Annotated in this window: 26 protein-coding genes; 11 read left to right on the top strand and 15 right to left on the bottom strand. The window is 40.4% G+C overall.

All coding sequences use genetic code 11. From position 1 onward, the window contains the following. Positions 1-139: 139 nt before the first annotated feature. The 3 genes from V7K15_RS00130 to folD form a co-directional block, all read right to left on the bottom strand. The gene (locus tag V7K15_RS00130; RefSeq protein WP_292794073.1) at positions 140-595 is read right to left on the bottom strand and encodes a divergent PAP2 family protein; all 456 of its coding nucleotides are present in this window, start codon (positions 593-595) and stop codon (positions 140-142) included. 774 nt (positions 596-1369) lie between these two features. Beyond that, positions 1370-2302 (bottom strand): geranylgeranyl diphosphate synthase CrtE, encoded by a 933-nt coding sequence (crtE, locus tag V7K15_RS00125; protein ID WP_334901905.1) that lies wholly within the window; start codon positions 2300-2302, stop codon positions 1370-1372. Between the two features lie 141 nt (positions 2303-2443). Further along, positions 2444-3322, bottom strand: coding sequence for a bifunctional methylenetetrahydrofolate dehydrogenase/methenyltetrahydrofolate cyclohydrolase FolD (gene folD / locus V7K15_RS00120; RefSeq protein ID WP_334901903.1), 879 nt, complete (start codon positions 3320-3322; stop codon positions 2444-2446). A gap of 300 nt (positions 3323-3622) precedes the next feature. On the opposite strand from folD, the gene V7K15_RS00115 reads away from it, so the two are divergent. From V7K15_RS00115 to V7K15_RS00105, 3 genes are all read left to right on the top strand, one after another. Beyond that, positions 3623-4240 (top strand): hypothetical protein, encoded by a 618-nt coding sequence (locus V7K15_RS00115; RefSeq protein ID WP_334901902.1) that lies wholly within the window; start codon positions 3623-3625, stop codon positions 4238-4240. Positions 4241-4253: 13 nt separating this feature from the next. After that, a complete protein-coding gene (locus V7K15_RS00110; protein ID WP_334901900.1) occupies positions 4254-4691 on the top strand; it encodes an NUDIX hydrolase in 438 nt (145 codons plus the stop codon). A 192-nt stretch (positions 4692-4883) separates the two neighbouring features. Then, complete coding sequence (locus V7K15_RS00105) at positions 4884-5987, top strand: AI-2E family transporter (RefSeq protein ID WP_334901899.1); 1104 nt, start codon at positions 4884-4886, stop codon at positions 5985-5987. 52 nt (positions 5988-6039) lie between these two features. On the opposite strand, the gene V7K15_RS00100 is transcribed toward V7K15_RS00105, so the two are convergent. Next, complete coding sequence (locus V7K15_RS00100; RefSeq protein ID WP_442949633.1) at positions 6040-7455, bottom strand: ATP-binding protein; 1416 nt, start codon at positions 7453-7455, stop codon at positions 6040-6042. Between the two features lie 229 nt (positions 7456-7684). On the opposite strand from V7K15_RS00100, the gene V7K15_RS00095 reads away from it, so the two are divergent. From V7K15_RS00095 to V7K15_RS00085, 3 genes are all read left to right on the top strand, one after another. Then, positions 7685-9286, top strand: a complete 1602-nt coding sequence (locus V7K15_RS00095) for an alkaline phosphatase D family protein (protein ID WP_334901897.1) — start codon at positions 7685-7687, stop codon at positions 9284-9286. 229 nt (positions 9287-9515) lie between these two features. Continuing rightward, positions 9516-10910 (top strand): AAA family ATPase, encoded by a 1395-nt coding sequence (locus tag V7K15_RS00090; protein WP_334901909.1) that lies wholly within the window; start codon positions 9516-9518, stop codon positions 10908-10910. 332 nt (positions 10911-11242) lie between these two features. Continuing rightward, on the top strand, positions 11243-11431 hold the full coding sequence (locus tag V7K15_RS00085) for a hypothetical protein (RefSeq protein ID WP_334901895.1): 189 nt from the start codon (positions 11243-11245) through the stop codon (positions 11429-11431). Between the two features lie 30 nt (positions 11432-11461). On the opposite strand, the gene V7K15_RS00080 is transcribed toward V7K15_RS00085, so the two are convergent. The 4 genes from V7K15_RS00080 to apcB form a co-directional block, all read right to left on the bottom strand. Continuing rightward, the gene (locus tag V7K15_RS00080) at positions 11462-12280 is read right to left on the bottom strand and encodes a TlyA family RNA methyltransferase (protein WP_334901893.1); all 819 of its coding nucleotides are present in this window, start codon (positions 12278-12280) and stop codon (positions 11462-11464) included. After that, positions 12281-12715, bottom strand: a complete 435-nt coding sequence (locus V7K15_RS00075; protein WP_334901908.1) for a DUF29 family protein — start codon at positions 12713-12715, stop codon at positions 12281-12283. A gap of 410 nt (positions 12716-13125) precedes the next feature. Further along, positions 13126-13302, bottom strand: coding sequence for an element excision factor XisH family protein (locus tag V7K15_RS00070; protein ID WP_334901891.1), 177 nt, complete (start codon positions 13300-13302; stop codon positions 13126-13128). 317 nt (positions 13303-13619) lie between these two features. After that, a complete protein-coding gene (gene apcB / locus V7K15_RS00065) occupies positions 13620-14129 on the bottom strand; it encodes an allophycocyanin subunit beta (protein ID WP_334901889.1) in 510 nt (169 codons plus the stop codon). 359 nt (positions 14130-14488) lie between these two features. Between apcB and glnA the strand changes: the two genes are divergently transcribed. Next, complete coding sequence (glnA, locus tag V7K15_RS00060; protein WP_334901888.1) at positions 14489-15913, top strand: type I glutamate--ammonia ligase; 1425 nt, start codon at positions 14489-14491, stop codon at positions 15911-15913. Positions 15914-16156: 243 nt separating this feature from the next. Here glnA and V7K15_RS00055 read toward each other — a convergent pair whose 3' ends face one another. Next, positions 16157-16357: a hypothetical protein gene (locus V7K15_RS00055; protein WP_292703524.1), complete on the bottom strand. Its 201-nt coding sequence runs from the start codon at positions 16355-16357 to the stop codon at positions 16157-16159. A 373-nt stretch (positions 16358-16730) separates the two neighbouring features. Between V7K15_RS00055 and V7K15_RS00050 the strand changes: the two genes are divergently transcribed. Beyond that, positions 16731-17789, top strand: a complete 1059-nt coding sequence (locus tag V7K15_RS00050) for a class I SAM-dependent methyltransferase (protein WP_334901887.1) — start codon at positions 16731-16733, stop codon at positions 17787-17789. Positions 17790-18229: 440 nt separating this feature from the next. Here V7K15_RS00050 and V7K15_RS00045 read toward each other — a convergent pair whose 3' ends face one another. From V7K15_RS00045 to V7K15_RS00035, 3 genes are all read right to left on the bottom strand, one after another. After that, positions 18230-18460, bottom strand: a complete 231-nt coding sequence (locus V7K15_RS00045; protein WP_334901885.1) for a hypothetical protein — start codon at positions 18458-18460, stop codon at positions 18230-18232. A 104-nt stretch (positions 18461-18564) separates the two neighbouring features. Beyond that, positions 18565-18792 carry a heterocyst-inhibiting protein PatX gene (patX, locus tag V7K15_RS00040; protein ID WP_334901883.1) on the bottom strand — a complete coding sequence of 76 codons (228 nt, stop codon included), beginning with the start codon at positions 18790-18792 and terminating at the stop codon, positions 18565-18567. A gap of 107 nt (positions 18793-18899) precedes the next feature. Next, positions 18900-20732, bottom strand: coding sequence for an FAD-dependent oxidoreductase (locus V7K15_RS00035; RefSeq protein ID WP_334901882.1), 1833 nt, complete (start codon positions 20730-20732; stop codon positions 18900-18902). Positions 20733-21017: 285 nt separating this feature from the next. On the opposite strand from V7K15_RS00035, the gene V7K15_RS00030 reads away from it, so the two are divergent. Next, positions 21018-21965 carry a hypothetical protein gene (locus tag V7K15_RS00030; protein ID WP_334901880.1) on the top strand — a complete coding sequence of 316 codons (948 nt, stop codon included), beginning with the start codon at positions 21018-21020 and terminating at the stop codon, positions 21963-21965. 47 nt (positions 21966-22012) lie between these two features. Here the strand turns inward: V7K15_RS00030 and V7K15_RS00025 are convergent, their stop codons facing one another. Next, positions 22013-23683: an ABC transporter ATP-binding protein gene (locus V7K15_RS00025; RefSeq protein ID WP_334901878.1), complete on the bottom strand. Its 1671-nt coding sequence runs from the start codon at positions 23681-23683 to the stop codon at positions 22013-22015. Between the two features lie 376 nt (positions 23684-24059). On the opposite strand from V7K15_RS00025, the gene V7K15_RS00020 reads away from it, so the two are divergent. Continuing rightward, positions 24060-24368, top strand: coding sequence for a hypothetical protein (locus V7K15_RS00020; protein ID WP_334901876.1), 309 nt, complete (start codon positions 24060-24062; stop codon positions 24366-24368). A gap of 265 nt (positions 24369-24633) precedes the next feature. Here the strand turns inward: V7K15_RS00020 and V7K15_RS00015 are convergent, their stop codons facing one another. Continuing rightward, positions 24634-24843: a hypothetical protein gene (locus tag V7K15_RS00015; RefSeq protein ID WP_334901874.1), complete on the bottom strand. Its 210-nt coding sequence runs from the start codon at positions 24841-24843 to the stop codon at positions 24634-24636. Between the two features lie 333 nt (positions 24844-25176). Between V7K15_RS00015 and V7K15_RS00010 the strand changes: the two genes are divergently transcribed. Next, positions 25177-25488 carry a hypothetical protein gene (locus V7K15_RS00010; protein WP_334901872.1) on the top strand — a complete coding sequence of 104 codons (312 nt, stop codon included), beginning with the start codon at positions 25177-25179 and terminating at the stop codon, positions 25486-25488. An 84-nt stretch (positions 25489-25572) separates the two neighbouring features. Here V7K15_RS00010 and V7K15_RS00005 read toward each other — a convergent pair whose 3' ends face one another. Further along, a complete protein-coding gene (locus tag V7K15_RS00005) occupies positions 25573-26709 on the bottom strand; it encodes a hypothetical protein (protein WP_442949632.1) in 1137 nt (378 codons plus the stop codon). Between the last annotated feature and the right edge of the window lie 90 nt (positions 26710-26799).

Below are 26799 nucleotides of genomic sequence, written 5' to 3'. Positions count from 1 at the left end.
CAACATTTGATCCTTGTTCATGTTGGGTTTCACTGCCGTTTAACCCAACCTACATTGATAAATTTTATTATAAGTAATCACCTGAACTTGATATTACTAATTATCAATAGCCACTAAAACAAAGATTCATTGCCCTAGCTTAATAAGCAGACCTAGCTAACCAATAGATAGTTATACCCAGAGCTGACCCGGCGATTACCTGAACTGGTGTATGTCCGAGTAATTCCTTCAGACGGTCTTGGCTAAAGTCTGGTTTTTCATCAAATAATTCATCAATCATTTGATTGAGGATACGAGCTTGCTTACCGGCTGCTTGGCGAACTCCGGCTGCATCATACATGACGATGATCGCAAAAATCATCGCAACGGCAAAATCAGGAGATGCCCAACCCAGTTTTTGCCCGACACCAGCCGCTAGAGCCGTAACCAGAGCCGAATGGGCACTGGGCATACCTCCTGTTGTCACCAAAACACGCACATTCAGTTTACGATTTTTGATGATCTCGATTACGAGCTTTAGTGCTTGAGCAATTAAACAAGCTACTAGAGCAACCAACAGCACCCGGTTGTCTAAAATGTTGCCTATGTCCTGCATGATATTTTGGTTAAGTTATTGACACTCTCAGGTCTAAAGAAGCTGAGATTCTTAGTTCAACGACATACCTTAAAATTGTCCATCCTTGCGGCAATATTTAAACCTGATACCCGTTCAATAGAACAAAGTGCCGAGTCTAATTTAAACAACCCCAGTGGGCTTATCTCCCTAAGCGTTAGAGAATCGTTTCTCTAGTTCCCGTATGCCCTACGGTACTTTGTACAATGAATAAATAGTGTTGTTTTCTGGTATGGGTGCGCGTTGGCTACTAAGGCTATGTTTATTCGTGGTGTTCGCCACCCACTATCCATTATTGTTTCCTAGCCGATCGTTTGGGAGTCCTTACCGATGTGTGCTAGCGGTTATTCTACCTGTGGCATTATCCTATTATAACCTCGAATGTTCGTACCAAAAATCAATTCTCAATGCGGTTAAAACCGTGGTCAGTAAGGTTGTCGAACTGCACGAGTCGCTTAATTTGAGGCACGCTTGGTCACTGAAGCTCTAAGCTTATCGGCTAGCCTGTAAATATTAGCAGCAGTTGTTGGTTGAGGAAACATTTAGATTCAACCCAAAATCCCAAATTAACCTAGTACATCTCGGTGGAAACAGACCAATATTCAAAATAGCCGAAAAGCTTATTAAATAAGCTTTTTGAATTTTAAATTTTGAATTCCGTTGGGCGGTAGTACTACATTATAGTGTAAATAAACCACCCATTCAAAATCAATCAAACCCTTGCGGTATAATAATTCCGAATTCCGCAAAGCGGTACTAGTTATTGCGGCTGGTAATAAAATGAGCGATCGCTTGGAGTGGTTTGCTTCTCTCTCCAAATGGTTCTAATTCCACACAAGCTGCTTTAACTAGCTCTTGGGCTTTTGATCGCGATTCCTCAAGCCCCCAAAGGCTGGGATAAGTCACTTTCTTGGCTTTTTGGTCTTTACCAGCTGTTTTGCCTAATTGCTCTTGAGTAGCAGTGATATCCAGAATATCATCGATGATTTGGAATGCTAGCCCAATATTTTGAGCATAACGAGTCAGTCGCTGCACATCTTCAGGTGATGCCCCAGTTATGATCCCGCCACAAACTACGCAAGCTTCCAAAAGAGCGGCTGTTTTGTGTTTATGAATGAAATTTAGTGTTTCTAGGGAAATATCTGATTTCCCTTCCGACTCTAAATCGACAACTTGACCACCGACCAAACCAGCTGCCCCCAGCGCCCGACCAAGACGGGCAATTACCTGCAACACTAGCTCTCTGTTGACGCTTTGGGGAGTTTGAATGGCAACAAACTCAAAAGCCAGAGCCAACAAGCCATCCCCAGCCAAAATCGCCACATCTTCCCCATAGACTTTATGATTCGTCAGCTTTCCACGGCGGTAATCGTCATTATCCATCGCTGGGAGGTCGTCATGAATCAACGACATTGTGTGGATCATCTCCACAGCACAAGCCGTTGGCATGGCCATTTCGATGGTTCCACCCATCATTTCACAGGTAGCAAGGCAAAGAATCGGACGTACACGCTTGCCTCCAGCTAATAACGAGTAGCGCATCGCCTCATAAATCTTTTCTGGATAAATGATCGGGATAGCCTGATCCAAAGCAGTATCACAAAGCTTTTGTCGCTCTTTCAGATAGACTGCTAAGTTAAGCGTGGCTTCCTGTGGTGGTGTCTTTTGAACGTTATCAGTTGCTACCATTCTTAAATTCCTGACATTTTGGGATTTTTGTCTTATACGTGACAATTTTAAGGTGCTGTGGGGCTGAAAAAATGAATAGTTAGGAATTAGGAGTTAGGAGTTAGGAGTTAATAACTCTTAATTTTTAACTCATCACTCTCTTTATTCTCTCGCCGCCCTGGAATAGCTGGCAAATGTATTTTGCAACAATATGGCGACAGTCATCGGGCCAACACCACCAGGAACGGGGGTAATAAATCCTGCTACATCGGCGGTTGATTCAAAGTTGACATCGCCAATTAAGCGACTCTTGCCACTAGCATCGGTGACGCGATTCATCCCTACATCTACCACAACAGCGCCCGGTTTCACCATGTCAGCAGTGATCAGTCCAGGACGACCTACTGCTGCAATTAGAATATCAGCATTTTGGGTGATGGTTTTGAGGTCATGCGATCGCGAGTGAGCGATCGTAACTGTGGCATCAGCTTCTAGTAGCATCAGCGCCATCGGTTTACCCACCAAAATACTGCGTCCCACCACTACTGCCTGTTTTCCCTGCAAGGTAATCTCATATTCTTGTAAGAGTCGCATCACGCCAGCCGGGGTGCAGCTGCGTAAACCGATTTCTCCCCGGACTAGTCGCCCCAAGTTAACTAGGTGCAATCCATCAGCATCTTTATCGGGATCAATTTGATTTAGCAGAGTCACAGCATCCAAGTGGTTAGGTAAGGGCAGCTGCACAAGAATGCCATCCACGCGTTCATCGTGGTTTAGTGCTGCGATCGCCTCTTCTAACTCCCCAAGGGTAGTTTGGGTGGGAAAATGCTTCCCAAAAGAGGCAATACCAACTTTAGCGCAGGCTTTTTCTTTATTACGTACATAAGCCGCTGATGCTGGATTATCCCCAACCATTAGCACTGCTAAACCAGGTGGTCGTCCAATTTTTGGTTGTAATTGTGTAATGGCAACAGAAAGTTCTTGCTGAATTTTTGCAGCTATTGCTTTACCATCAATGAGTTTGGCAGTTTTTCTTTCCATGAGAATTCCCAGCTATATTCGCCTTTTATCAAAACTCTGTCGCTTCTGGTCTAGGCGGAGTCAACAGTCCAAAATCTAGAGTGAAAATATTGATTCTTGAATCTTGACTTTTAACTATTATTGTGTATCTGTTTGAGGTTGTAGCGTTTTTCTCACGGTAAATCCATAATGTTTATTTTCTCAGATCAACGACGTTATCTGAAGAATATAAAGATAAACGATGAAATCGGAACATTTTTTGCTCAGTTGAGAGCGTGTTTCTATAACCAAAGAAAACATTATAAATGGGAACTGAGCCTAATGAAACTGGCGACAAAGCAAACAATCACACAAAAATTGGCTCAATCGGTGGCTTTCATCAAACCTGACTTTTCAGGTCATGGGGAAAAGAAGAGGCGAAATCTAACCCAAGAGTTCCCAACCCTTGTAGGGAATGGGGAGAATTCAAAGCTTCTCTCCTGCAAGAAGAGAGGTTTTCCAGATCCGGTGAAAAGTCAGTTTGTGGAACAAGGGAGAAATTTGTTCCTTTCCTTCTTCTACGGACACAAAATTGTTCCCTACCGCCTGGGGTTAATTTTTTTATTGTTAGTGGGACTTTGTAGTTGTGGTAGTTTGTCTTCCTCTGGCTTGAATGGGGTTAACTTAAAAATTGGCACCAATGTCACCCCAATTCGAGAAATTAAACCAAAACTAGACAATCAGGCTATAGTTTACATCCAAGGTCAGGTAGAAAAGCAAGCTCCTCTGATGAAGCAGTGGGCTTATCAAATTAATGACTCGACTGGCAAAATTTGGGTTGTCACGAATCAAAAGAATCTGGTCGAGGGAGCGCAAGTGGTGATTAAGGGTAAAGTTCGCTACCGCAGTATCCCCTTAGCTGGTAAAGAATTGGGGGAAGTTTATCTAGAAGAAGAGTAATCAACAATTAAAAATGAACAATCAACCGGTGCATGTAGCGATCGCAATTCTTTACCAAAAAAACAAGTTTCTCATGCAACTACGCGACAACATCCCCGCTATTCTCTACCCTGGTTACTGGGCGCTATTTGGCGGTCATATCGAACCTGGTGAAACGCCAGAGGTAGCAGTGAAACGAGAAATTTTAGAAGAAATCGGCTATACCCTACCACCTTTTGTTGAATTTGGCTATTATCCCGGCGAAAGAGTTATCCGTCATGTCTTTCATGCACCACTCTTGATGGAATTAAATCAACTGGTTTTGAATGAAGGCTGGGATATGGGGTTATTGACGCCAGAAGATATTCGCCAAGGTAACTGTTATTCGCAAAAGGCTGGCGAAGTGCGACCTTTGGGAAGTGTGCATCAGCAAATTATGTTGGATTTTATCGAGACAACTCAACAAGCCTAATCAAAAAGAATCACTGTTTGCTAAACGGCTATTAGTTGCCCAGTTTGAAGTAAGTAATTGGCCAAGAATAAATCAAACTATGTTACGCAATGTAAAATTAATTCAATTGGCTCGTAGTAAGCGGTTCTATCCCTATTTTCCGGGCTGAAGCCCTGACTACAAAACTTTATAACTCTTGTGGAGTCACCACTAATGCAATCAGTAAACAAACTGCCGCGATGGTTAACTATAGGATTGGCGTTTCCCATTGCCATTCTCAATGGCTGGCTGTTGCTTCAAGTTGTACAGTATTTTCAACCCTTGGTGAGTATTATTGCCGCCGCCATCTTACTGGCTTTTGTCTTGAACTATCCAATCCAGTTTCTCCAGGAACAAGGAGTAAAACACAACCTAGCGATCGGAGGAGTGTTGCTTTTGACTGTGGTGGTTTTAGGAGCTCTAGGCATCACCTTGGTTCCCCTAATTATCCAACAGCTCGTAGAGCTAGCTAATATTTTGCCCAGTTGGATTGATTCTGGTACTGAGCAGCTGCAAGCTTTCCAGGATTGGGCATTAAGTCAACAACAGCTTCCGATTAATTTAAGTGGTTTATTTACCCAAGTTCTGGAACGATTATCTAACCAACTTCAGTCCTTTACTGGTAGAATTCTTGGTTTTGCCGTCGATACCATTGGTATTGTCCTCAACGTGCTGCTGGCGGTAGTGCTAACTATCTATTTAATATTGAACGGCGAACGTCTTTGGGACGGAATTTTTAAGTGGTTTCCCCTTAACATTGGGTCAAAAGTGCGGGAATTACTGCGAGAGGATTTCCACAATTACTTTATCGGTCAAGCAACATTGGGAGCTGTGTTAGGGGTGACAATTACACTGGCATTTTTGGCGCTGCAAGTTCCCTTGGCTCTACTTTTTGGCATCGGTATTGGTTTGTTTTCTCTCTTCCCCTTTGGTACGGGGGTAGGTATAGCTATAGTAAGTTTGTTGGTAGCATTGCAAAACTTTTGGTTAGGAGTTGAAGTCTTAGGTGTAGCTGTTGCAATCGACCAAGTTAATTCTAATTTTGTTGCACCTCGAATTCTTGGTAATTTGACTGGATTAAATCCCGTGTGGGTAGTGATTTCTTTGCTGTTGGGAGCAAAGTTGGGAGGAGTGCTGGGTTTATTAATTGCGATCCCTATTGCCAGTTTTATCAAGGATATAACAGATAGCTGGCGGGCTGGAGAGTTTAAGAAGCTAGATGATATCGAGTCAGAACCTGTTACGGTCATTAGTCAGACAGCAGGAACTTATAGTTAAAGTTCAATATGTAAGTGAAGGAAAACGCTTATTGCTGGTTTTTCGGAACTTGTTAAGAATTAAGTTGAAGTGGAATTTTAATAATAAACTCAGTCCCTTTGCCAACAGTGGATATGCATTGTAGTTGACCACCGTGTTTTTCTACAACAATTTGATAGCTAATAGATAGACCTAATCCAGTTCCTTTACCAACGGGTTTAGTGGTGAAAAATGGATCAAACAACTGCTTTTGGATACTCTCTGGAATTCCTAGGCCATTATCGCAAATGCGAATAATTACTTGCTTGTCATCAGTGAGTTCAGTATGAATGCAAATTTTTGCTTTATCCCTTAGCCATGACGGATGACTAATGACTAATGACTCTTGTATGGCATCAATAGCATTCGCCAAAATATTCATAAATACCTGATTGAGTAACCCAGCGTAGCACTCAACTTGAGGAAGTTCACCATATTCCTTAATTATGTTTATGCTTTCACCGATTTGGTGATTTTGAAGACGACTTTGTAAAATTACTAAAGTACTATCAATACCTTCATGGATATCAACTAATTTTCTCTCAGATTCATCGAGACGAGAAAAATTTCGTAAGGAAAGAATGATTTGCTCGATTCGCTCAGTGCCAACCTGCATAGAGGTGAGAAGACGGGGGAGATCAGTAGTTAAAAAATCTAGTTCAATTTCTGCGATCGCAGTTTCAATTTCCGCTGATGGTTCAGGATAATATTGTTGGTACAATCTAATCAGATCGAGTAAATTTTGACTGTATTGGATGGCGTGGACAATATTGCCAGCAATAAAGTTGACGGGATCATTGATTTCGTGAGCAATACCAGCAACGAGTTGTCCTAAAGCAGCCATTTTTTCACTCTGGATTAATCGCGTATAGTTATGTTGAAGATCATTAAAACCTGCTTTAGCGACTCTAGATTGTTCTTCTACCTGCTGTAGTTCAACAAGCGTTAAAACATGAATTTGAGAGTGGGCTAAGAGTAATTCATGAAAATCGACGAGCTTATATTTTCCAGAGGTAGTTTTAACTAAAATCGGCTCATAAGCAATTTCAGGTGCTCGTTGCAAACTTGCCTGAGTCGCATTGACAATCAGCGTATCCTCAGAAAGTGGTAACATCTCTAGATGGAAAAATTTGTAGAGAATTCTAATCGGTCTTATAGAAAATAGTGCCAGACTATAAGGGTGGCTCATATACTCAAAGAATTTCCGCCGCGAAACCATCCCCGCATAGTGTTGATTATTATTCAGTATAATTCCCGGCAATAAAGGCTCTTGGTTAAAAAGCATAGCTAAATCATTGCCTGGGCGATCTATTTCAATCTGAACCTGCCAAAAGGGTAATTCTTGCAAAGTTGACTTTAATCGCAAGTTGGATTCATTAGCATTTGTCATGCCATCCATAATCAGCATACTCTCAAGCCTTGGGTGCTGAGATAATATTTCTGGTAACATCTTGGATATCCGTGCCTATAATTTCAAAGTTTATCAATTGTTACAAACTTATCTTTCCCAGATTGCTAGCCAAAATTCACAGTGTAGATGTGGGAATATAGAGTAATTCAGCGAATCTAATATTTTAATATTTTATTAACCGTTAGATAACTTACTCTTTACTTATTTTTCTAACAGAATGTGCTAAACACTTATCCTGTAACACTTCTTTAGCTTGTCATTATTTAGTATGGAATCTAATCACTCATTGAAGCTAAACCGCCGCCAGTTTTTGCTGCGTTCAACTATCACAGCAGGTGGGATTATTGCCACAAATCTTGGAGCAAAATCACAAGTTTTTGCTCAAGCACCTGCAATTATCACCTCTGATAAAATGCGTCCTGCCATACCTTATGGTGTAGCTAGCGGAGATATCTGCAACGATAGCATTGTCATTTGGAGTCGGAGCGATCGCCCCGCCAAAATGATCGTAGAATATTCTACTAGCGAATCTTTTAAAAATGTGCAGCGAGTTGTGGGGCCGAATGCTTTAAAAAATAGCGACTTTACAGCCCGACTTTATCTGAGGAATTTACCACCAGACCAAAAATTATTTTATCGGGTAATCTTCCAAGATTTAGATTATCAAGGCACCTACAGCGTTCCTGTTAAAGGCACTTTCCGAACTCCCTCCAAATCTGGGCGAGATGTATTCTTTGTTTGGGGTGGAGACACTGCTGGCCAGGGATGGGGGATTAATCCTGAGTTCGGTGGGATGAAAATTTACGAAAGTATGCGTCAACTTAATCCCGACTTTTTCATCCATTCTGGAGATAATATTTATGCTGATGGGCCAATTCAATCAGCAGTAACTTTAGACGACGGCACTATTTGGAAAAACATCACTACACCCGAAAAATCCAAAGTAGCAGAGACTCTCACAGAATTTCGTGGCAACTATATTTACAATTTGCTGGATGAAAACATCAAGCGTTTCAACGCTGAAGTTCCCATATTGGCACAGTGGGACGACCACGAAACAAGGAACAATTGGTATCCTGGGCAAATTATCCTCAACGATGACCGTTATACAGTTAAGGATGTTAACTTGCTAGCTGAAAGGTCAAGACAAGCGTTTTTAGAATATCTGCCTATTGGATATACAACCGATAATCCAGACAAAACGAGAATTTATCGCTCCTTTAAGCATGGGCCATTACTAGACATTTTCATGCTGGATGAACGCACCTATCGGGGGCCAAATAGCCCCAATAATCAGCCAGTACCAAGTAAAAAAACAGATTTTCTGGACGAAACACAAATACAATGGCTCAAAAGGCAATTGTTATCATCAAAAGCAACATGGAAAGTGATTGCTAGTGATATGCCTTTGGGGCTGATAGTTAAAGACGGTACCACGGACTTTGAAGCTTGGGCTAACGGAAATGGCCCAGCTTTAGGAAGAGAACTAGAACTTGCCGATTTACTACGATTTATCAAAAACAAGAATATCCAGAATGTTGTTTGGTTAACTGCTGATGTACATTACGCAGCAGCCCATTATTACGACCCCGCAAAAGCGCAGTTTACCGACTTCAAGCCTTTTTGGGAGTTCGTCGCTGGGCCTCTTAACTCTGGCACATTTGGGCCAAACGAATTGGAAAATACCTTTGGCCCACAATTAATATTTCAAAGCCTTCCTCCAGGTACAAAAGCAAATCGACCCCCAAGTGAAGGTTTGCAATTCTTTGGAGGAATCAAGATTGATGCTAATACAAAGGTGATGACGGTAACACTACGTAACTTGGTAGGGAAAACTCTTTACAGTGTAGATTTGCCGCCAGAAGCATAAATCTCTAAAAGCGCAGCGAAATTTAGCCAGTTAGATAGAGTAATTACGCTATTTTTTACTCTATCTACTGGCTTTGTTGTTTTTTGCTGAGATATTGAGGGATGAAAAACTTGGCGTTCCTGGATGACGGTATGATTGAATCACGCAGAGGCATAGAGAGAAGCTTGCAGTTAAGCAATGCCAAAAACCTTATAGTAGAAGTAAAATCCTAGTATTTTTGGAGTTGATGATGCTTAAGCAACTCATCCTTGAAAATTGGAAAAGTTTCCGTTACGCAGAGCTTCCACTTGACCCGTTGACTGTTCTAATTGGGACAAATGCAAGTGGAAAATCTAATGTAGTTGAAGCTTTGGAATTTCTACACAGAATTGTGAGGGGTGAAACTATCAAAGTTGCTATAGGAGGAGATACAAAACTTTCTAATATTCGTGGTGGTGTAGATTGGGTTGCTTTTAAACCTGAAACACAATTTGCATTAAAAGCTCTTGTCCCAACAACAGACACTAATATTGATTTATTATATGAAATTAAAGTACAAACAAAACCTGATATTAAGATTTTACAAGAATCTGTGGAATTAATAGATTATAACGATTCGTCTGAGAAAGATGTCATACTTTTATATGAAAAAGATGCCAAGCAATCTTACCTGTCAGAGCCTATGATTAAACTTAATAAGATTGATAATGATATTGATGAAGGAATAGAAGATTGGAAAGATTCTCAGAAAAAAATAAAATATTTGCAGACAAGTATAGAAATATTAATAGATAATATCAATAATATTGAGGATTTAAAGGCACAATCACATGAACAAGTTAAAACCTTAGAAAAAGTGAATGAATTGATAAATAACAGTTTTACAAGTCGTAAGAATTCCTTGGATAAGATAAAATTAGAAAGTAACTCTTTAAGAAATCAAATAGTACAGATTGATAATATTATTTCTACATTATCAAACATTTTCACTTTCAATCCTATTCCTTCTAAAATGCGGGATTACTCACCATTATCTGATAATCTTGAAAGTGATGCCTCTAATATTGCAGGTGTACTAGCAGCATTGAATGATAAAGAAAAAAGTGAAGTAGAAACAACTTTATCTAGATACATCAAAGATTTCCCAGAAGGCGATATTCAAAAAGTATGGACGGAAAAAGTAGGTAGGTTTGGTACTGATGCCATGCTTTACTGCCAAGAACAATGGAAGCCTGGACACATCACAGAGATTGATGCTAGAACTATGTCCGATGGAACTTTACGATTTATAGCAATTATTACAGCGCTGCTTACTCGACCAGAACGTAGTCAAATAGTAATTGAAGAAATAGATAATGGTCTTCATCCATCGCGTGCACAATTGCTGGTAAGAATACTACGAGAGATTGGCAGCAAAAGAAAAATTGATATTTTACTTACTACCCATAACCCGGCTTTGCTTGATGCTTTAGGCCCAGAGATAGTTCCTTTTGTGGTTGTTGCACACCGCGATTCTGAAACTGGAGAAAGTAAGCTTACACTTTTAGAAAATATTGATAATTTTTCTAAGTTGTTTGCATCATATTCTTTGGGTGATATGACAGCTAAGGGTGCAATTGAAAGAAGCCTTTCTCATAATGAATAGTTACTAATATGAGAAAGGTGCTACTGATCGATACATCGCTTTTATGCGTTTGGTTACAAGTTCCAGGTAGAGAAACTGCTGGTAATAATGAATGGAATTTTGAACGTGTAAATCAAAAAATTCAAGCATAAATCGACAAATCAACAACGCTGGTACTGCCTTTAACTAGTGTTATAGAAACAGGTAATCACATTGCACAAGCTAAAACAACAGATTCAGAAAGCAAACGTAGAACCGCTCAAAAATTTGCCGAAATCATAACTTGTGCAGCTGATGAAACAACACCTTGGGCTAAGTTCCGTGAGCAAATTGTTCTTTGGGAGGAGGAAGGATTGAAAGATTTAGCGGCTAAATTCACTAATCAAGTTGTAGAAAAGACTTCTATGGGTGATGCCAGTATTGTAATCTTGGGTAGGCACTATCACCAAAAGGGTTTTCATGTAGAGTTTCTGACTGATGATGACAAGCTAAAATCCCAAGAACCACCTCCACCACAACCACCTAGACGCCGAAGCAGTTAAACAAAAGCGTAAAATATCCTTGAGCAACGTTTAACTCTTCCGTAAATCAGTTATTGCTGATTGGGTTATTTGCTTAATCGCCTCTAAATCAAGTGGTGGTGTTTCACTTTCCATTCCCAACCACAAAAGATATTCAATATTCCCAGCAGGGCCAGTAATTGGCGACCAAGTTAAGCCTTTGTATTTCCATCCTAATTCTTGGGCTACTTGCAACACCTGGAAAATAGCATCAGCTTGGTCATTTGGATCGCGCACAACCCCTTTTTTACCCACACGCGATCTACCGACTTCAAACTGTGGCTTGACTAACAACACAGCTTCCCGATTAGCTTGAGTTAGTTGCCACAAAGCAGGCAGAATCTTGGTTAAAGAAATAAACGATACATCGACCACCGCCAAATCAGGAATCGGGTCATCCTCGCCATATAACTCATCTGGTCGTAGTTGTCGTAAATTGGTGCGTTCCCGCAAAATCACCCGCGAATCATTTCGCAACCGCCAGTCAACTTGTCCGTAACCGACATCAATTCCGTAAACTTGTTTTGCTCCAGCTTGCAAGAGACAATCAGTAAAACCACCAGTAGAAATCCCCCCATCTAAACAAATGCGTTCTGCTACGGGAATGGCAAATACTGACAAAGCTTTGGAGAGTTTTTCACCGCCTCTAGAAACAAAAGGCGATCGCACTTTAATATTTATTTGAGCCGAAATATCAACTTCTGTACCAGCTTTATCAACTAACTGCTGATTAACAGTGACTTCCCCCGCCTGAATTAGCCGTTGTGCTAAGGCGCGAGAAGAACATAAATTTAACTCTACTAATAATGTATCGAGTCGCTGTTTAGCCAATTAACTAGACTCTCCTGGTAAGATTAAAGTCAAAGCACGATTGATAATTTCTTCTCGGTTAACCAGCTTTTCTAATTCTTCTAACTCATAACGACCTTCTTCTACTTCAAGCGTTGCTTCATCAATGGCATTAAAATAGGCTTCTGCTAAGATTTCTAACAATTCTTCTGGCGTGAGATAATAGCCCCCCGCTTTACGCCGCTTATTTTCGCGTTGAATTTCCCGAACCGAATTCCGAATTGAGACTTCCCAACAGCGAGTCGTGCGATTTTCAGCTTGTTGTTTAATTAGATGCAACAGCAAAATCACTGCATAGCTACGAATCGTCTTGATTATGTCATTTCGGCTCATTTCTGTTAATTCTTCAACTATAATCAATGCTCCTTCAACATCGCCTTTAACAAGCAAGTCTTTCAAACTTAATAATTCTTCCATCATCAGCGCCTCAAACATTGGCAACTTCCATTGTGGCTCTATAAGATAAACTAATGCGTTTCATCTATGAGCGATCGCATACTTTAGCCAGTCTAATTCAACTGTCCAGCTTACAATAAACGCTAAAGGAGTTTTTCCTTAAGCAATTCAGAGCGATCGCAACTACATACCATTATCCTTTTGAAATATACAGAGTTTTTTTATATAATCTCCCTAATATAAGGCTTAAGAAAGCACAGCCATAACAGATATTCGGCAGCAAATTGCCACACAAAAAGAGAGATCGCATCTGTTGTTACTCCAGGGCTAGGGAAAGCTTGTTTCTCGCAGGTACTTGACGGACGCGGTTACAGCTACGCTTTTCTTGCCTTTGGTATTGGCAACAGAGGTGTCACGGTTAAGACATCCAATTAGAGGGGATCGTCTGCTTTGGCTCCCTTCACGACGGAAGGTGTCACAGCCTTTCGTAGACTTTTCCACATGACATGAAAAGTAAGGCCGAGGTATAAGGGATCGTTGGTTATTGTCCAACCATCTGCTGTCAGTGCTTTAATGACTGCGCCGTGGTAGATATCTCTGGCAGGCATTAGTCGAAAATAGCTCCTAAAACACAGCTTTAATCTAATAAAACTATTTTACAGAGGCGCGATCGCTAATTCAAAATATCGCCTATTCATCCTCATCATAATTAAACATTAAAACAAATTTTTGTTTAGGTAAAACTAACATAGGTAGATATATAGGATGACCATCCCATTTATTACTTTCTAGACAACAAATATTTTTTTGCATTAAGAAAAGTAAACGCACCTTGCCAATTAAGGCAAAGTGCGATGTTTTTTAAGTCCACTTACGCGAACTTTGTTTGTATAGTTCCGCGATTTATAATCGCCAGGGCTAGATGCTAAATATCCTGTTCGCTCAACTCGCGTGTGATGTGATCAAACGGTTCATCCACAAAAGCAGTATTAACCACACCTGCGGCTGCCACTTGTTCCTTAATCAGATCCTTGAGAATCTGGATACCGCGAACCGTAGGTCCAATTGGCACTCCTAGAGAATTGTAAGTTTCCCGCAGCCCTTGCAGCACACGCTCATCTAATACATTTGTGTTCCCAGCAACTAGCGCATAGGTGGCGTAGCGCAGGTAGTAGTCCATATCCCGCAGACAAGCCGCATAACGACGAGTTGTATAGGAATTTCCACCGGGACGAATCAATTCTGGCAGTTCTTCAAATAACTTTAAACCAGCTTGCTTGACAAGTGCAGCCGCATTAGAATTTATCGCCGCCGCCGCTTGTACTCTTGCTGTACCACTGTCAAAGTAGGACTTTAGGCTATCGATCGCATTCCGGTCAAAATACTGACCAGCTAGGTCATAATTCTTAATTAAACTTGTTACTGCATCGCGCATTCCTTTTTCTCCCAATCCTTGCTATTTATGGTTTGATATTTATTTGGCTGCACTAATGCAGCAGTAAATTTTTGTGCTATTTAAAATAGATTTGGCACAAAAACAATTTATCCACTATTTAAGGATTTTATGCCAAAGTTGACCCCTGATGTCATGAACTTTCCAGTTTTGTACAGATGATCGCCGAAAGGTTAATATAATTTGATAATCCAGATATCTGTAACGTAGACTACAAAATCTACCAATGTCTAGTATTTAAGATATTTCAGGTGTGTCACGGTTTGATTGAGATCAGCAGGGTTAGGATGCAATGTAAGATTCTAGTTTTACTTTAGGAAATTGGTAGAGAAGGAGTAACAATGACAACACCACAAGAAGTCTTGAAGAGAATTCAAGATGAAAAAATTCAACTGATTGATCTCAAATTCATCGATACAGTAGGTACTTGGCAGCACCTCACACTGTACCAAAACCAAATTGATGAGACTGCATTCACTGATGGCGTACCTTTTGACGGTTCCAGCATCCGGGGTTGGAAAGCGATCAACGAATCGGACATGACGATGGTACTCGACCCCAACACTGCTTGGATCGACCCATTCATGGAAGTTCCAACGCTAAGTATAATTTGTAGCATCAAAGAACCCCGCACAGGCGAATGGTACAACCGTTGCCCACGCGTTATTGCCCAAAAAGCAGTAGACTACTTAGTTTCCACTGGTCTTGGTGACACAGCCTTCTTTGGCCCGGAAGCTGAGTTTTTTATCTTTGACAGTGCTAGGTTTGCCCAAACTGCTAACGAAGGCTACTACTTCTTAGACTCCGAGGAAGGTGCTTGGAATTCCGGTAAAGCCGGTACAGATGAAAAACCCAACTTGGGTTACAAACCACGCTTCAAAGAAGGTTACTTCCCAGTTTCACCGACGGATTCTTTCCAAGATATCCGTACAGAGATGCTGTTGGTAATGGCACAATTAGGTGTGCCCATTGAAAAGCATCACCACGAAGTTGCTACTGGTGGTCAGTGCGAACTGGGTTTCCAGTTTGGGAAGTTGATCGAAGCGGCTGACTGGCTAATGATTTACAAATATGTCATCAAGAACGTTGCCAAGAAACACGGCAAAACCGTTACCTTCATGCCAAAACCGATTTTTGGCGACAACGGTTCGGGAATGCACTGTCACCAATCCATCTGGAAAGGTGGTCAACCTTTGTTTGCAGGTGATAAGTATGCTGGTTTGAGTGAAATGGCGTTGTACTACATTGGTGGTCTTCTCAAACACGCACCAGCGCTATTGGCAATTACCAACCCCAGTACTAACTCATACAAGCGCCTAGTCCCTGGTTATGAAGCGCCAGTGAACTTGGCTTACTCCCAAGGGAACCGTTCTGCTTCTATCCGTATTCCTCTATCTGGCACTAACCCCAAAGCCAAGCGTTTAGAATTCCGTTGTCCAGATGCTACTTCTAACCCTTACTTGGCATTTGCTGCAATGCTTTGTGCTGGTATCGATGGCATCAAGAACAAAATCCATCCTGGTGAACCCTTAGATAAGAATATCTATGAACTCTCTCCAGAAGAACTGGCGAAGGTTCCTTCAACTCCAGGTTCTTTAGAATTGGCGTTGCAAGCACTGGAAAAAGATCACGCCTTCTTGACAGAATCAGGTGTCTTCACGGAAGACTTTATCGGAAATTGGATTGATTACAAGCTAAGTAACGAAGTTAAGCAGTTGCAGCTACGTCCTCATCCCTATGAGTTTTACCTGTACTACGATGCTTAATTAAGAATCGTATCTAACTAAAATCGGACTTACGCAAAACTACACATTGTAGTAGGGGCAATTCATGTAGCTTTAGCTGACCGCAGGGTATTGCCCCTAAGAAGAAAATCTTTATTTTCGGCTATTGTTTGCGTAAGTCGTGTAAAAGTAATAAGTTTTGCCACCCTAGAGTATAGGGTGGCTTTTTTCCAGAGTTGTCAGTTGAGACATTCACTCAAAAACCAACCTTAAAAGTATTGAAACTTAGCTCATGGAAGCATGACTAGGCCCATAAATCATCCGAGCGCTAGCATCTACCTTCCCTTGAATCGGGTTCCAGTAGTGAGATGCTTCTTCAGGAAGACCAAGTTCTTGTGCAGCCCGCATCAGCATTGATTGTTGGCGATTCTTGACTTGCTGATGTTCACGCACCATTAACGCACGAGATTTATCTGCAATAGACATAACCATAGTCCTCTCTATTTTGTGAATATATAATTTTTGGTTTTCTTACAAACAAATATAGCAAAAATTCTGTAACAATAGCTACTTTTTACAAAAATTTATATTTGAGCAAGAGTCCAAATATTTTTGACAGAAGCCCCTGACTTGATTGCTCTTTTCAATTCTTTAATCTGTCTTGAAAAGTTTGCTCAAACTCCTCCACCCCCGCATGCAACTTTTGTCTTTGACACGCTCTTCGCGTTCGCAAAATCCAAAATCCAAAATCCAAAATTGTGTGACCTCGCAGCCTCTAGCTTTGCCAACAATAGATAATTGATTCGTTACAATTATTTACATAAAATAACTATAAGTAGTCAAACCTGAAGCTATTTTTATGACTGACAATTTAACGAAGCTGACTTATCAGACCTTTCAACAAAGCAAAAATTACTTTGGTCTGGCACACAGAATATTAACCTCACGGTTGAGTAACCTGGTGTATCCGACGCTTAAACAAAAGACCAAACCAATCCCAAAGGAGGTTCTACTCAAACTTCAAGAGAGATTGAATCAGCTGCTGGAAACAGACTGGCAAGATGCCCAAAAAGGTCTATATCCCCAAAGTTTGCTGTTTGACAACCCTTGGAAAGACTTTTTCCGCTACTATCCGCTAGTATGGCTAGATTTACCTCAAAGTTGGGAGCGGACTGAACGAGGGAATTATCAAGATTTTTCGCCGGAGATAGACACAGATGGTTATCCCAGCTACTACGTGCAGAATTTCCATGACCAAAGCAATGGCTATTTGAGTGATCTGTCAGCCAATTTATACGACTTACAGGTGGAAATTGTTTTTGGAGGGGCAGCTGATACAATGCGGCGGCGAATTCTCGCTCCTCTCAAGCAAGGGCTGAAAGTTTTTGAGTCCGTTTCACCACGGCAGGCTCGGATTTTGGATGTAGCTTGTGGAACTGGGCGAACTCTGAAGTTGATTCGGGCTGCATTGCCTCAAGCATCACTGTTTGGCACGGATTTGTCACCAGCTTATTTGCGGAAAGCAAACAAACTATTATCCCAAATTCCGGGAGAATTGCCGCAACTCTTACAAGCGAATGCCGAAGAGTTACCCTATATAGATAACTATTTTCATGCAGTAACTTCTGTTTTTCTCTTCCATGAGTTACCAGCGATCGCACGTCAAAGTATCATTGAGCAATGCTTCCGGGTGACAAAACCAGGAGGAGTCTTTATTATTTGTGACTCAATTCAATTGAGTGATTCACCTGAGTTTGAACATATGATGGATTCTTTCCCCGAAGCTTACCATGAACCCTATTACAGGGATTACACCACTGATAACTTGGTAGAACGCTTGCAGAGAGCAGGCTTTGAGAATATTGAGATGCAAGTCCATTTTATGAGCAAGTATTTCATTGCTCATAAGCCATGTTGAGATGCACCATTCCCTTATTCTTCACGTAAAATTCATCTAAAAAAGCCAGATGCAAAATTTTGCATTTGGCCTTGGGTGTAAAATAATTAAAATGACTAAGGTGATCTAGCAGATTCTTCTTAATATTTATTTCGTCGGGAGCCATCTGCGAGGAGAAGGAACCAGGGTGCAAGAGTAAGTCAGGAATAGTAAGATTTATTACCAAGTGGAATAAACCTATACTACTTGTGCGAATCCATGCCCTAGATTAGCTCAGATGAAAGGAAAGGGATTTTATGCTTCGGCAAAGGACGCTAAACAGGTGTCGGAGTGAAGATCAATTAGTTGCTGATGTAGATAACTAGCTACTCAATCTATGAGAACAAAACCTATTGGGCAATAAAGTGAAGTTGCCTGAAGACTGTTTCCTCAACAAGCAAAATGTCTAAATTAGATGTGCTTTAGATTAACTGATAGCCTAATTTACATCTATTTCTAGAGCCGTTGAGGATTGAGACGCAGAGCTTCCCAGCAATATAAGCAACAGTTGTGTAGCTTTTGAGGAGTTGGTGATGCTGTTGATCAAGGCACTTAATTTGATTTGCGTTTTGATCGCCAGGATTGACGCCAACTATATATACAAAGCTTGCAGTTGAAATACCAAGCGATCGCTGAAGATTTTCGGATGTCAACTGTATATATCTTTACCAGAAAAGCTGTGTAAAAGATGTTAGCACAACAGCCGATTTTCTGATACTTTGGTTCTTTTGGGAAAAGAGGCATTACCCGAAGGTAATTAAACCACAGCATACATATTTCCGAATTTTTGCGTTACTTCTCTACGCCCACTACCGCGATGACGTGGCACATCATCTGCATTTTGTTCAGATGCTGCCGAGAGCCACTGTTCCGAAGCAGGCGTGGAAGGCAGCCCATAGGATAAGTGATTGACCATTGTTTGGCAGTTATAAGCTAAGGGGCCGAACACCAGACTCGATACTAAAAGTGAAATGGCAGCACGCATAGAAGATGTCTATTTTGGAACTCTCCACTTCACTGATACTTAGCTTTTTGATTAATATCCGGACAAATCATCAAAAAGTATTCTGTTTTACTGAAAATAAACTCTTCTTACCCTTGGTTTAAATGTTCGACTAATAACCAATTAGCAAAGTGATTCTGATGACCCCACAATGTAACTAATTGTTCGTGGGGATAAGTGCGTAATTGCTCGTCGATATGCGATCGCAAAGTCACAAGCTGCCAATTTTGACCTTGATATGCGGCTGGTGCTGTGACAGTGAATCTGTATTCTTGCTGTGACAAGCGGTAGAAAATGCCTTTGAAACAGTTACTTTCCCGAATTATTGCCTGGGAGTGTGGGTACTCATTCCCCGATGGGCAAGGGCAATCGCCACTAACTGGATAGGCTTGTGGGTTATCTAAGTAATACAGTTGCCAGTGCCGCCAATCCGAACGATTGGGTGGAAGATTAAATAAAGGAATAATTGCTGTTTTTGAGCGATTATCTGACAATAAAGCTGTTTGCAGCGTCTTAACAGGTAAATCCCTCGGCTGGCAGTTTAACTCAACACACATCGCTGCTGCCATCCCTGCTGCTTGACCAATGCCCATAACCACAGGTTGTAATCTGGTGGCGCCATTGGCAATGTGAGAGACAGAAATATTCTTTTCACAGACTAAGAAACCATCTGTTGTGGCTGGAATTAAACAACTGTAGGGAATTGTAAAAGGAGTCCCAGTCCAACGTCCTCCCCAACGGATAGATTTAGGTTGCAGTGGGAATTGAACACCAGGATAATGATGATCATTGGCATAGTTACCAACTGCGATTGCTTCGCAAACGCCAAGGGCGAACGGATCATTAAATATAGATGCAACTCTACCTCCAGCAACGGGCAAAATATCCTGTTCTCGGACAGTAGTTAGCCCCACCAAGCGGCGGCTTTCGCGGTAGTAGGGATGCAGTGCAAAAGCTGTAGGAGTGTGAGGAAATAGTTTTTTTGCTAAACCATAGCGACGACCAAGCTGATTTTGGATAAAATGGGCAAAATTTTGGCTGTGCCAGCGAGATTCTTGGATGAATTCACCTCTGGATAGCTCTGACTCTATCAGTCGGTCTACTCCTTGGCCGTAGTCATTGCCACAGATTGGCCAATTAATCATAAACAGACCACCAGGCAAGCGTCCGTAATTCAAAAAGCGCAAACCTCGCGCGTCCGGGTCTCCCGGCGTGAGAGTTTGCAAGACTGTCTCTGCTCCATAGCCATCCCAAGCACCTGTAAACTGAGATGGATTATAATTAGGGGCGGGCGGAATTTCTGGAGCGATCGCTTCACCAAAGTCTTGCATAATCACTACCGAAGTGGGCGCTTGCACAGGATATCTTTGGGTTAAAGAGTTAAAAGTCACTGGGGCGCTGGGTTCTCCCCACTCAGATTGCAATTCCCAGCCCCATCGGTAAGGTATCTCAGCTAAAGCCAATAAATCTCCTAATTCTGTGCCATCGAGAATAATTTTGGCTGTGACAGCAAAATCAGCAAAGCGGACACCAGTAATAGAATCACTCTGTCGGAATACCTCTATTGGCACTTGTCCAGAAATCCAGTGCAGATTTGGCAATTCCTGCACCCAATCTGCAAAAATCTCTGCCCCAATCCGAGGATCGTAGCTAAAAAAGCTTACCCAGCTGTTATCTAATCCTCCCGGTTGTCGTTGTCGCAATTCCTGCAAAAACGCCCCCCATAACCCCGTTTGAAAGGCTTCTAATTCGTTGCCATCGGGTACAGATACTCCTGCCGAAGTCAGCATCCCCCCCAACCAAGCAAATTCACTTACCAGAATCGTTTTGGCTCCTCGTCGCGCGGCTTGAATAGCAGCCGCAGTGCCTCCGGTTCCCCCACCGACAACTAAGATATCAGCTGTGTATGTCTGATTAACCATTGCTTAACCTCACTGGAGTTTCGACATATTCTCCTCAGATAGCTTGGCATCAGACAAGATAATTTATTTTATTTTTCAGATACTTGGTAGATATAGGGTTATATGTAATTTCGGAATGACTTGTATTATTTAGTCTGGCTCATGAGAACTTTTTCTAAATGGATATGAATTAGTACAACTTGTATATACATCTAAAGATAGAGGTTATAACTAAATATTTGTAATTAAACTTAACATAAATCTAAACTCTATGGATTACTACTATTTAAGTAATATCAAAGTCTTATGTTGATTAATTGTTTGAAAAAGAATGATAAATTAAGTATAAATAAGGGTAGCCATGTCTCAAATGTTGAGATAGCACTCTTTATAGATAAAATAAAAAGTAATATCTGGCAATTTGGTATTCTATTTTGGCTTTTTGGAATAACCGATAGAAGCATAGCTGCATTTGCTGATGGTTATCTATCTGCTATAGAAATATCTCAGTTATTTACAGCCTCTTTCCTTTTTGTGAGTTGGCTATATCTCAAGCCGGAGGAAAGCTTCAATAGCAATGATTTAGTCCCTAGCCAATATCAAGAATATCTTGATCGTACTCAAGCTAACAAAATTCAATTAAAAAAGCTCCACATGATTAGTCAGGAGTATATTTTACCGTTTCCTTATATTTGCCAAATCTATCATCTATTGAACTTAAAACATTTGGAAACAGTTCATCGGTTTAGCCTTACTAATCTTAAAGTTCTTAATATTAGCCACTTTCAGACCACAAACAACGGTGGGATAATCAAATTTCAAACAATATTAGATTCGCCAGCTAATCCTCTGAGAATTTGGCGACAGCCGACTGTGGAAGTGGATTTAATCTTACATACTCCCTACACTATTGAACTGAGTATTCCAGTCTACAATCAGAAAAGAATATTTGTTATATTTTATGCTTTCCCCTTAAATGACTCAGAGCATCACCTATTTATAGATATTTATAGTGACCTAGAGTGGCCAAAGCCATTATTACAAATAATATTGCATTTTGCTTCTTGTTTGACACTCTTTGAAGATTTGCCCTATCTAAGTGCTTTGGCTGAGAAAAATATAGAGCGTTTATTCAACTTAAATAGGACTTCAAATCACGAGACTGCGTTGCTGTTTAAAAGATTCGTTGAGCTATATGGTTCGAGTGGAGAAACAACTAAATTACTTGCAGCAAGGGAAGAGAGACGCGATTAATCGCGTACAGGAGTTGGGAATTTAAAACTCATAATCTTCTGATTTTGTTAAGCGCGTGATAGTAAGGGAGCAGCAGCTAGTAAGGTTTTGGTATATGGGTGCTGAGGATTAGCAAAAATAGTTTTTGTCACGCCGAGTTCGACAATTTTACCGCCATTCATCACGGCAATACGATCGCACAAAAATCTCGCTAACCAAAGATCATGAGTGATGAACAGATAAGTTAACTCAAACTCTTCCTTTAATTGCAACATCAAATCCAGCACTTGTGACTGCACGCTAGCATCTAACATACTCACCGGTTCATCGCAAATAAGAAGTTTAGGGTGAGTAATCAAAGCACGAGCGATCGCAACTCGTTGCTGTTGTCCCCCAGACAAATCTGATGGATAACGCTCATAATACACTTCTGGCGGTGTTAACCCAACTTTTTCTAGCATCCATAAAACCTCTTCTTTTGCCTTAGTAGGATTGGCCAGATTGTGGATAAATAAAGGGTCAGCGATACTTTCTCCCACTGTCATTGCTGGATTAAGACAAGCATGAGGGTCTTGAAAAACCATTTGTATTTGTCGCCGTGAGCAGCGAATTTCTTGACGCGAGAGTTTAGTTAAATCCTGCCCTAAAAACTCAACTTTGCCACTAGTGGGGCGAATTAGTTGCAAAATTGTTCGTGATAGCGTACTTTTACCACAACCTGATTCCCCAACTAAACCGAGAATTTCTCCTGGATAAAGATCCAGGTTAATACCATCCACTGCTTTAATTGTCTGTGCTTGTGTGTTAAACAGTCGTTCGATAAAGTTAGGTTCTATAGTGTAGTATTGCTTCAGTTCAGTAACACTCAAAATTGGGGATTGCTGATTAATAATCGGTAATTGCTTTTCTGCGTCATTGACAATTATCAATTCTCCATTATCTTTTACTGCTTGAATGTGTAAAGCTGCTTTTAAGAGCGATCGCGTGTATTCATGTTGAGGGTGTCTAAATACGGTTTCTGTAGAACCCATTTCGACTATCTTACCGTTGTACATAACGCCAATGCGATCGCAATACTCAGCCACCATTGCTAAATCGTGAGAAATCAGCAGCAATCCCATGTTTTCTTCACCGCACAGGCGAGTTAATTCTTTTAATATCTGCGCGGAAACTGTCACATCTAAACTGGTGGTGGGTTCATCGGCAACAATCAACTTCGGGTTGAGGAGTAAAGCTAAGGCGATCGCTACCCGTTGGCGCATTCCACCGCTAAACTCATGAGGATACTGATTCCAACGACTAGCTGGAATATTCACCTTTGCCAAAGTAGCAAGTGCTTTTTCTTTGGCTTGACGCGTTGATAATTCTGGTGAGTGCGCCTGAAGGGTTTCGATACAATGCTTACCAATCGTCATCAGTGGATCAAGCCGTGTCATCGGATCTTGAAAAACTAATGCGATCGCTTCTCCGCGAAACTTCCGCAACTGGTTAGGCATCAAGTCAAACACCGACTGTCCTTGAAATATCACCCGTCCCTCAACATGACTAGACGCTGGTAGTAAACGCATTACTGCGCGTCCGATAGTTGACTTACCACAACCCGATTCTCCCACCAATCCCATTCTTTCACCTGGTTGCAAGGTGAAAGATACATCATCAACCGCCCAGCTTGCTTCTTCTCCACTCCGCCCAGGATAGGCAACTCGTAGATTTTCGATACAGAATAAGGCTTCACTCATAGTTAGTTATCAGCCTGAGCTACCAGCTTTTATAATTTTAAATTTAAGATAGTCTATCAGATTAGTATTAGACCTTAGTTGTGCCAATATCTTTTATTGTCTTAGCGATCGCAACGAGTTCCGCCAATGTTCTATCATACTAATTTATACCGCTTGTCTCAAGTTTTATTCGTTCATGTAGGAGACGCGGAAGTTTGCCTATCTTTATGTCTAGTTAATTGAGATGGTAGCTGGATTTACGTCGTGGTGTAGTAGTTTAGCTGATTAATTCACCCATTTGTGGGAGGTAATTAACAAGGAAATAAGTGTACTTTGGTTATAATCCGACCAACACAAAATGGTTTTAAGCGGCATTCACGCAATAAATGTATCAATCATGCTAAACCTGATATTCACCGGATATATAAAAATAAAACCCTTGGTGGTTTCAACAGCTTTTTTCCTGGCTTTACAAACTTGTGCTAATGCTCAACAAGCCTTCTCTAGTTTGACTCCAGCACAAGCTCAACATTTATCCCGTGACTTGGTTCCATATAATTCTCAAGACTTTTTTAGGCAAGGAAAAGATTCGATTGAGAGAGAAATTCAAATTCTTAGGCAAAGGCAACTGCGGTCAATTAAACCTGTTCTTAAGATTGATTCAGTACCGCAGATCAAAAGACCATATACTCAGCAAAAACTTTAACATCTTATTATCTAAGTAATAATCATTATCCTTCTATGACACCTTATTAGGACTTACGCAAAACTAACGAATTGTAGGGGCAATACCCTGCGGGTTCGCGTAGCGTTCCGTAGGAAAGCTAAAGCTACATGAATTGCCCCTACGTAAATTCAAGGTTTTGGCGATTTTTTGCGTAAGTCCTGTTTATAATTGAGCGATCGCTACTAGTTTCCTGATAGCAGGGTTTTTGTGTTTTCAATAAACTTTGCAACACAAATTTACAATTTTAATCGTCTAGCAAATTCATCAACGCCTGAATTTCAACGTCTTGCACCTCTGATAATTCATCCTGTAACTTTAATAGTTCATTCTGTAATCCTTCTGCTACATAGAGCATATTAGATTCTTGGGCAATTTTTAGCTGATTTTCTTTAATTTTGATTTGTTTAAGCAAGTTCTTTTCAACATGAATTGAATTGTAATGTTGAGCAATCATAGCTTTACATTTTTTATCAATCTCTAGAGTGCAATTAAATTTACCATCTATGTATTATTCCACAGTTTTATGATTTTTTAAATATCTGGTGATTTAATCTTGATTACTCGTTGTGTCTACGTATATATATAGCGTTTCCTAATCACATGAGGTACATCATAGCCCCTCCCCGCTTGCTCTTAGGGGGTTGGGGTGGGGTTTTTGTACCTCACAAAGGCCGATAACTGCTATAAGATTGGTTGACTCAGTGTTAATTTTTAGATAACACACATTAAATTGTTTGTTATTTCACCAAGTCTTGTGGATATGTTAAACGTTTTTTTGTGAACATTTATGAACTTAAAGTTTAATTCAAGAAACATTTTTACATTTGTAAAAGTTCTATCTACAATGCTTATAACAAGCGCAATTGGATTAGAATCGTGGAATATTTATGCAGTAATAAATAATAGTCATCTACCAAGCAGCCTTAATCCAATTTTTTGGATTGAGCGTTTTGCCATGACGAGCCATTTTATCGAAAGTATTATAGCAACTTTTTATGCAACCTCAAGAAAAAAGATGCCAATAAAATATGCTATTTATACTTTTTTTGTAGGCACAATTGGGTTGTTAGAACTCTTCTCTCAAGAGAATGACTATTAAGGCTTCTTTGCAGGAGTAGGCGTAACGTCTGGCAGAGAATAATTCTTTGTTGAGTAATTTAATTTATTCCTTGTAAGTCCGCGATTACAATCCAAGTTCAGCAAACACCTCTGGAGAGAACATATCCCACAATACCTGGAAATATGGCATCAAAGTTTCAGCTTGTTGAGGAGTTAAGCTAATGTCTATTTCTTGCCTCAGCAAATTTAGCATTTGACGGACTATTTCCCAGTGGACTTTTAATCTGGGATACAGCATTACACATAATGGAAATAACTCTTCTTGGATAGCTCCACAGCTTGTTTCTAAAGCACATACCCACAGGTATATTTGAAACATTTCTACATCACGAATACTAGAAGTCTTAACTATTGGATTACTTAATCCACCAGACATTGAGTTGTAATTTGGATAAATTTTAATTATTTTTTGGCAAATCCTCTTAGCAATTTGTGTACTAATTGGTAGTAACTTTTGCACTGCGGATAATGCTACAGAATCAGAATCATGGTTAGCTGCTGCTTCATAAGCACGTTGCAGTGGCATATACAAATGGTCATCAATAACTTTAAAGTATGTACTAATAAGTGATTGTTCTATTGGCTCAAGTGATTGTATGAGCATTTGACTTGTGTAATGAAACTGCATACTTACAAAGCCAATAACTCTAGGATCATGACTTGTGTATTTCTTTCTGAGCTTTCCTATATCTGCACCAATTACTGTAGCCAGCTTGCTAGGAGCCACTTGTTCTGTATAAACATCTAATGCCTGTTGATAAAGTGGATCCTCTGAGTCAACCAAATTCCTTACCAAAGAAAGAGGTTGTGATGTTGTTTGTTGAGTATATACATCCAAAGATTTTTGGTAAATCTTAAAAGAATCCCCTGCGATTTCCCACGGATTAATTAGGTTTAAGTCTATGCCATGTTGTTTAATTTCTCTTGATAATAATTCCTCAGTTTTATTCCAGGCTCTTGCACTAACACTTCGCAAAGAATCCAATACTTTTTGAGCAGTTTTCTTTCGTCCCTCTGGTGATACTATCTCTGATAAATTAGGTAGTTCTATTTTTTCTGCCTTATCAGTATCAACATCAACCTTGAGATTACCTATATATTTTTTAGCCCATTGTTGTGCTAAAGATTCAACGGCCATGTTATTTCCTTGACTAGAAATTGATTTTAAATGATTTAGGGGAAACTCTTTTACAATACCCATACTTAATATATCCTTATTAACATACTACTGTTATAAATATTAACATTAATTAATTTAATTAGAATATTTTTTATACAAAGATTAGTATGG

Origin of the sequence: Nostoc sp., assembly GCF_036919815.1 — a bacterium.
GTDB lineage: Bacteria > Cyanobacteriota > Cyanobacteriia > Cyanobacteriales > Nostocaceae > Nostoc.
This window is presented reverse-complemented; position numbering and strand designations above follow the sequence as displayed.

What these genes read in the sequence shown, in the direction of transcription:
- crtE (WP_334901905.1), bottom strand. Translation starts at nt 2,302, where the DNA reads ATGGTAGCAACTGATAACGTTCAAAAGACACCACCACAGGAAGCCACG.
- V7K15_RS00005 (WP_442949632.1), bottom strand. Translation starts at nt 26,709, where the DNA reads ATGGGTATTGTAAAAGAGTTTCCCCTAAATCATTTAAAATCAATTTCT.
- V7K15_RS00010 (WP_334901872.1), top strand. Translation starts at nt 25,177, where the DNA reads ATGAACTTAAAGTTTAATTCAAGAAACATTTTTACATTTGTAAAAGTT.
- V7K15_RS00075 (WP_334901908.1), bottom strand. Translation starts at nt 12,715, where the DNA reads ATGGAAGAATTATTAAGTTTGAAAGACTTGCTTGTTAAAGGCGATGTT.
- folD (WP_334901903.1), bottom strand. Translation starts at nt 3,322, where the DNA reads ATGGAAAGAAAAACTGCCAAACTCATTGATGGTAAAGCAATAGCTGCA.
- V7K15_RS00095 (WP_334901897.1), top strand. Translation starts at nt 7,685, where the DNA reads ATGGAATCTAATCACTCATTGAAGCTAAACCGCCGCCAGTTTTTGCTG.
- V7K15_RS00130 (WP_292794073.1), bottom strand. Translation starts at nt 595, where the DNA reads ATGCAGGACATAGGCAACATTTTAGACAACCGGGTGCTGTTGGTTGCT.
- V7K15_RS00090 (WP_334901909.1), top strand. Translation starts at nt 9,516, where the DNA reads ATGCTTAAGCAACTCATCCTTGAAAATTGGAAAAGTTTCCGTTACGCA.
- patX (WP_334901883.1), bottom strand. Translation starts at nt 18,792, where the DNA reads ATGCGTGCTGCCATTTCACTTTTAGTATCGAGTCTGGTGTTCGGCCCC.
- glnA (WP_334901888.1), top strand. Translation starts at nt 14,489, where the DNA reads ATGACAACACCACAAGAAGTCTTGAAGAGAATTCAAGATGAAAAAATT.
- V7K15_RS00070 (WP_334901891.1), bottom strand. Translation starts at nt 13,302, where the DNA reads ATGCCTGCCAGAGATATCTACCACGGCGCAGTCATTAAAGCACTGACA.
- V7K15_RS00020 (WP_334901876.1), top strand. Translation starts at nt 24,060, where the DNA reads ATGCTAAACCTGATATTCACCGGATATATAAAAATAAAACCCTTGGTG.
- V7K15_RS00030 (WP_334901880.1), top strand. Translation starts at nt 21,018, where the DNA reads ATGTTGATTAATTGTTTGAAAAAGAATGATAAATTAAGTATAAATAAG.
- V7K15_RS00025 (WP_334901878.1), bottom strand. Translation starts at nt 23,683, where the DNA reads ATGAGTGAAGCCTTATTCTGTATCGAAAATCTACGAGTTGCCTATCCT.
- V7K15_RS00115 (WP_334901902.1), top strand. Translation starts at nt 3,623, where the DNA reads ATGAAACTGGCGACAAAGCAAACAATCACACAAAAATTGGCTCAATCG.
- V7K15_RS00105 (WP_334901899.1), top strand. Translation starts at nt 4,884, where the DNA reads ATGCAATCAGTAAACAAACTGCCGCGATGGTTAACTATAGGATTGGCG.
- V7K15_RS00050 (WP_334901887.1), top strand. Translation starts at nt 16,731, where the DNA reads ATGACTGACAATTTAACGAAGCTGACTTATCAGACCTTTCAACAAAGC.
- V7K15_RS00015 (WP_334901874.1), bottom strand. Translation starts at nt 24,843, where the DNA reads ATGATTGCTCAACATTACAATTCAATTCATGTTGAAAAGAACTTGCTT.
- apcB (WP_334901889.1), bottom strand. Translation starts at nt 14,129, where the DNA reads ATGCGCGATGCAGTAACAAGTTTAATTAAGAATTATGACCTAGCTGGT.
- V7K15_RS00100 (WP_442949633.1), bottom strand. Translation starts at nt 7,455, where the DNA reads ATGTTACCAGAAATATTATCTCAGCACCCAAGGCTTGAGAGTATGCTG.
- V7K15_RS00055 (WP_292703524.1), bottom strand. Translation starts at nt 16,357, where the DNA reads ATGTCTATTGCAGATAAATCTCGTGCGTTAATGGTGCGTGAACATCAG.
- V7K15_RS00035 (WP_334901882.1), bottom strand. Translation starts at nt 20,732, where the DNA reads ATGGTTAATCAGACATACACAGCTGATATCTTAGTTGTCGGTGGGGGA.
- V7K15_RS00110 (WP_334901900.1), top strand. Translation starts at nt 4,254, where the DNA reads ATGAACAATCAACCGGTGCATGTAGCGATCGCAATTCTTTACCAAAAA.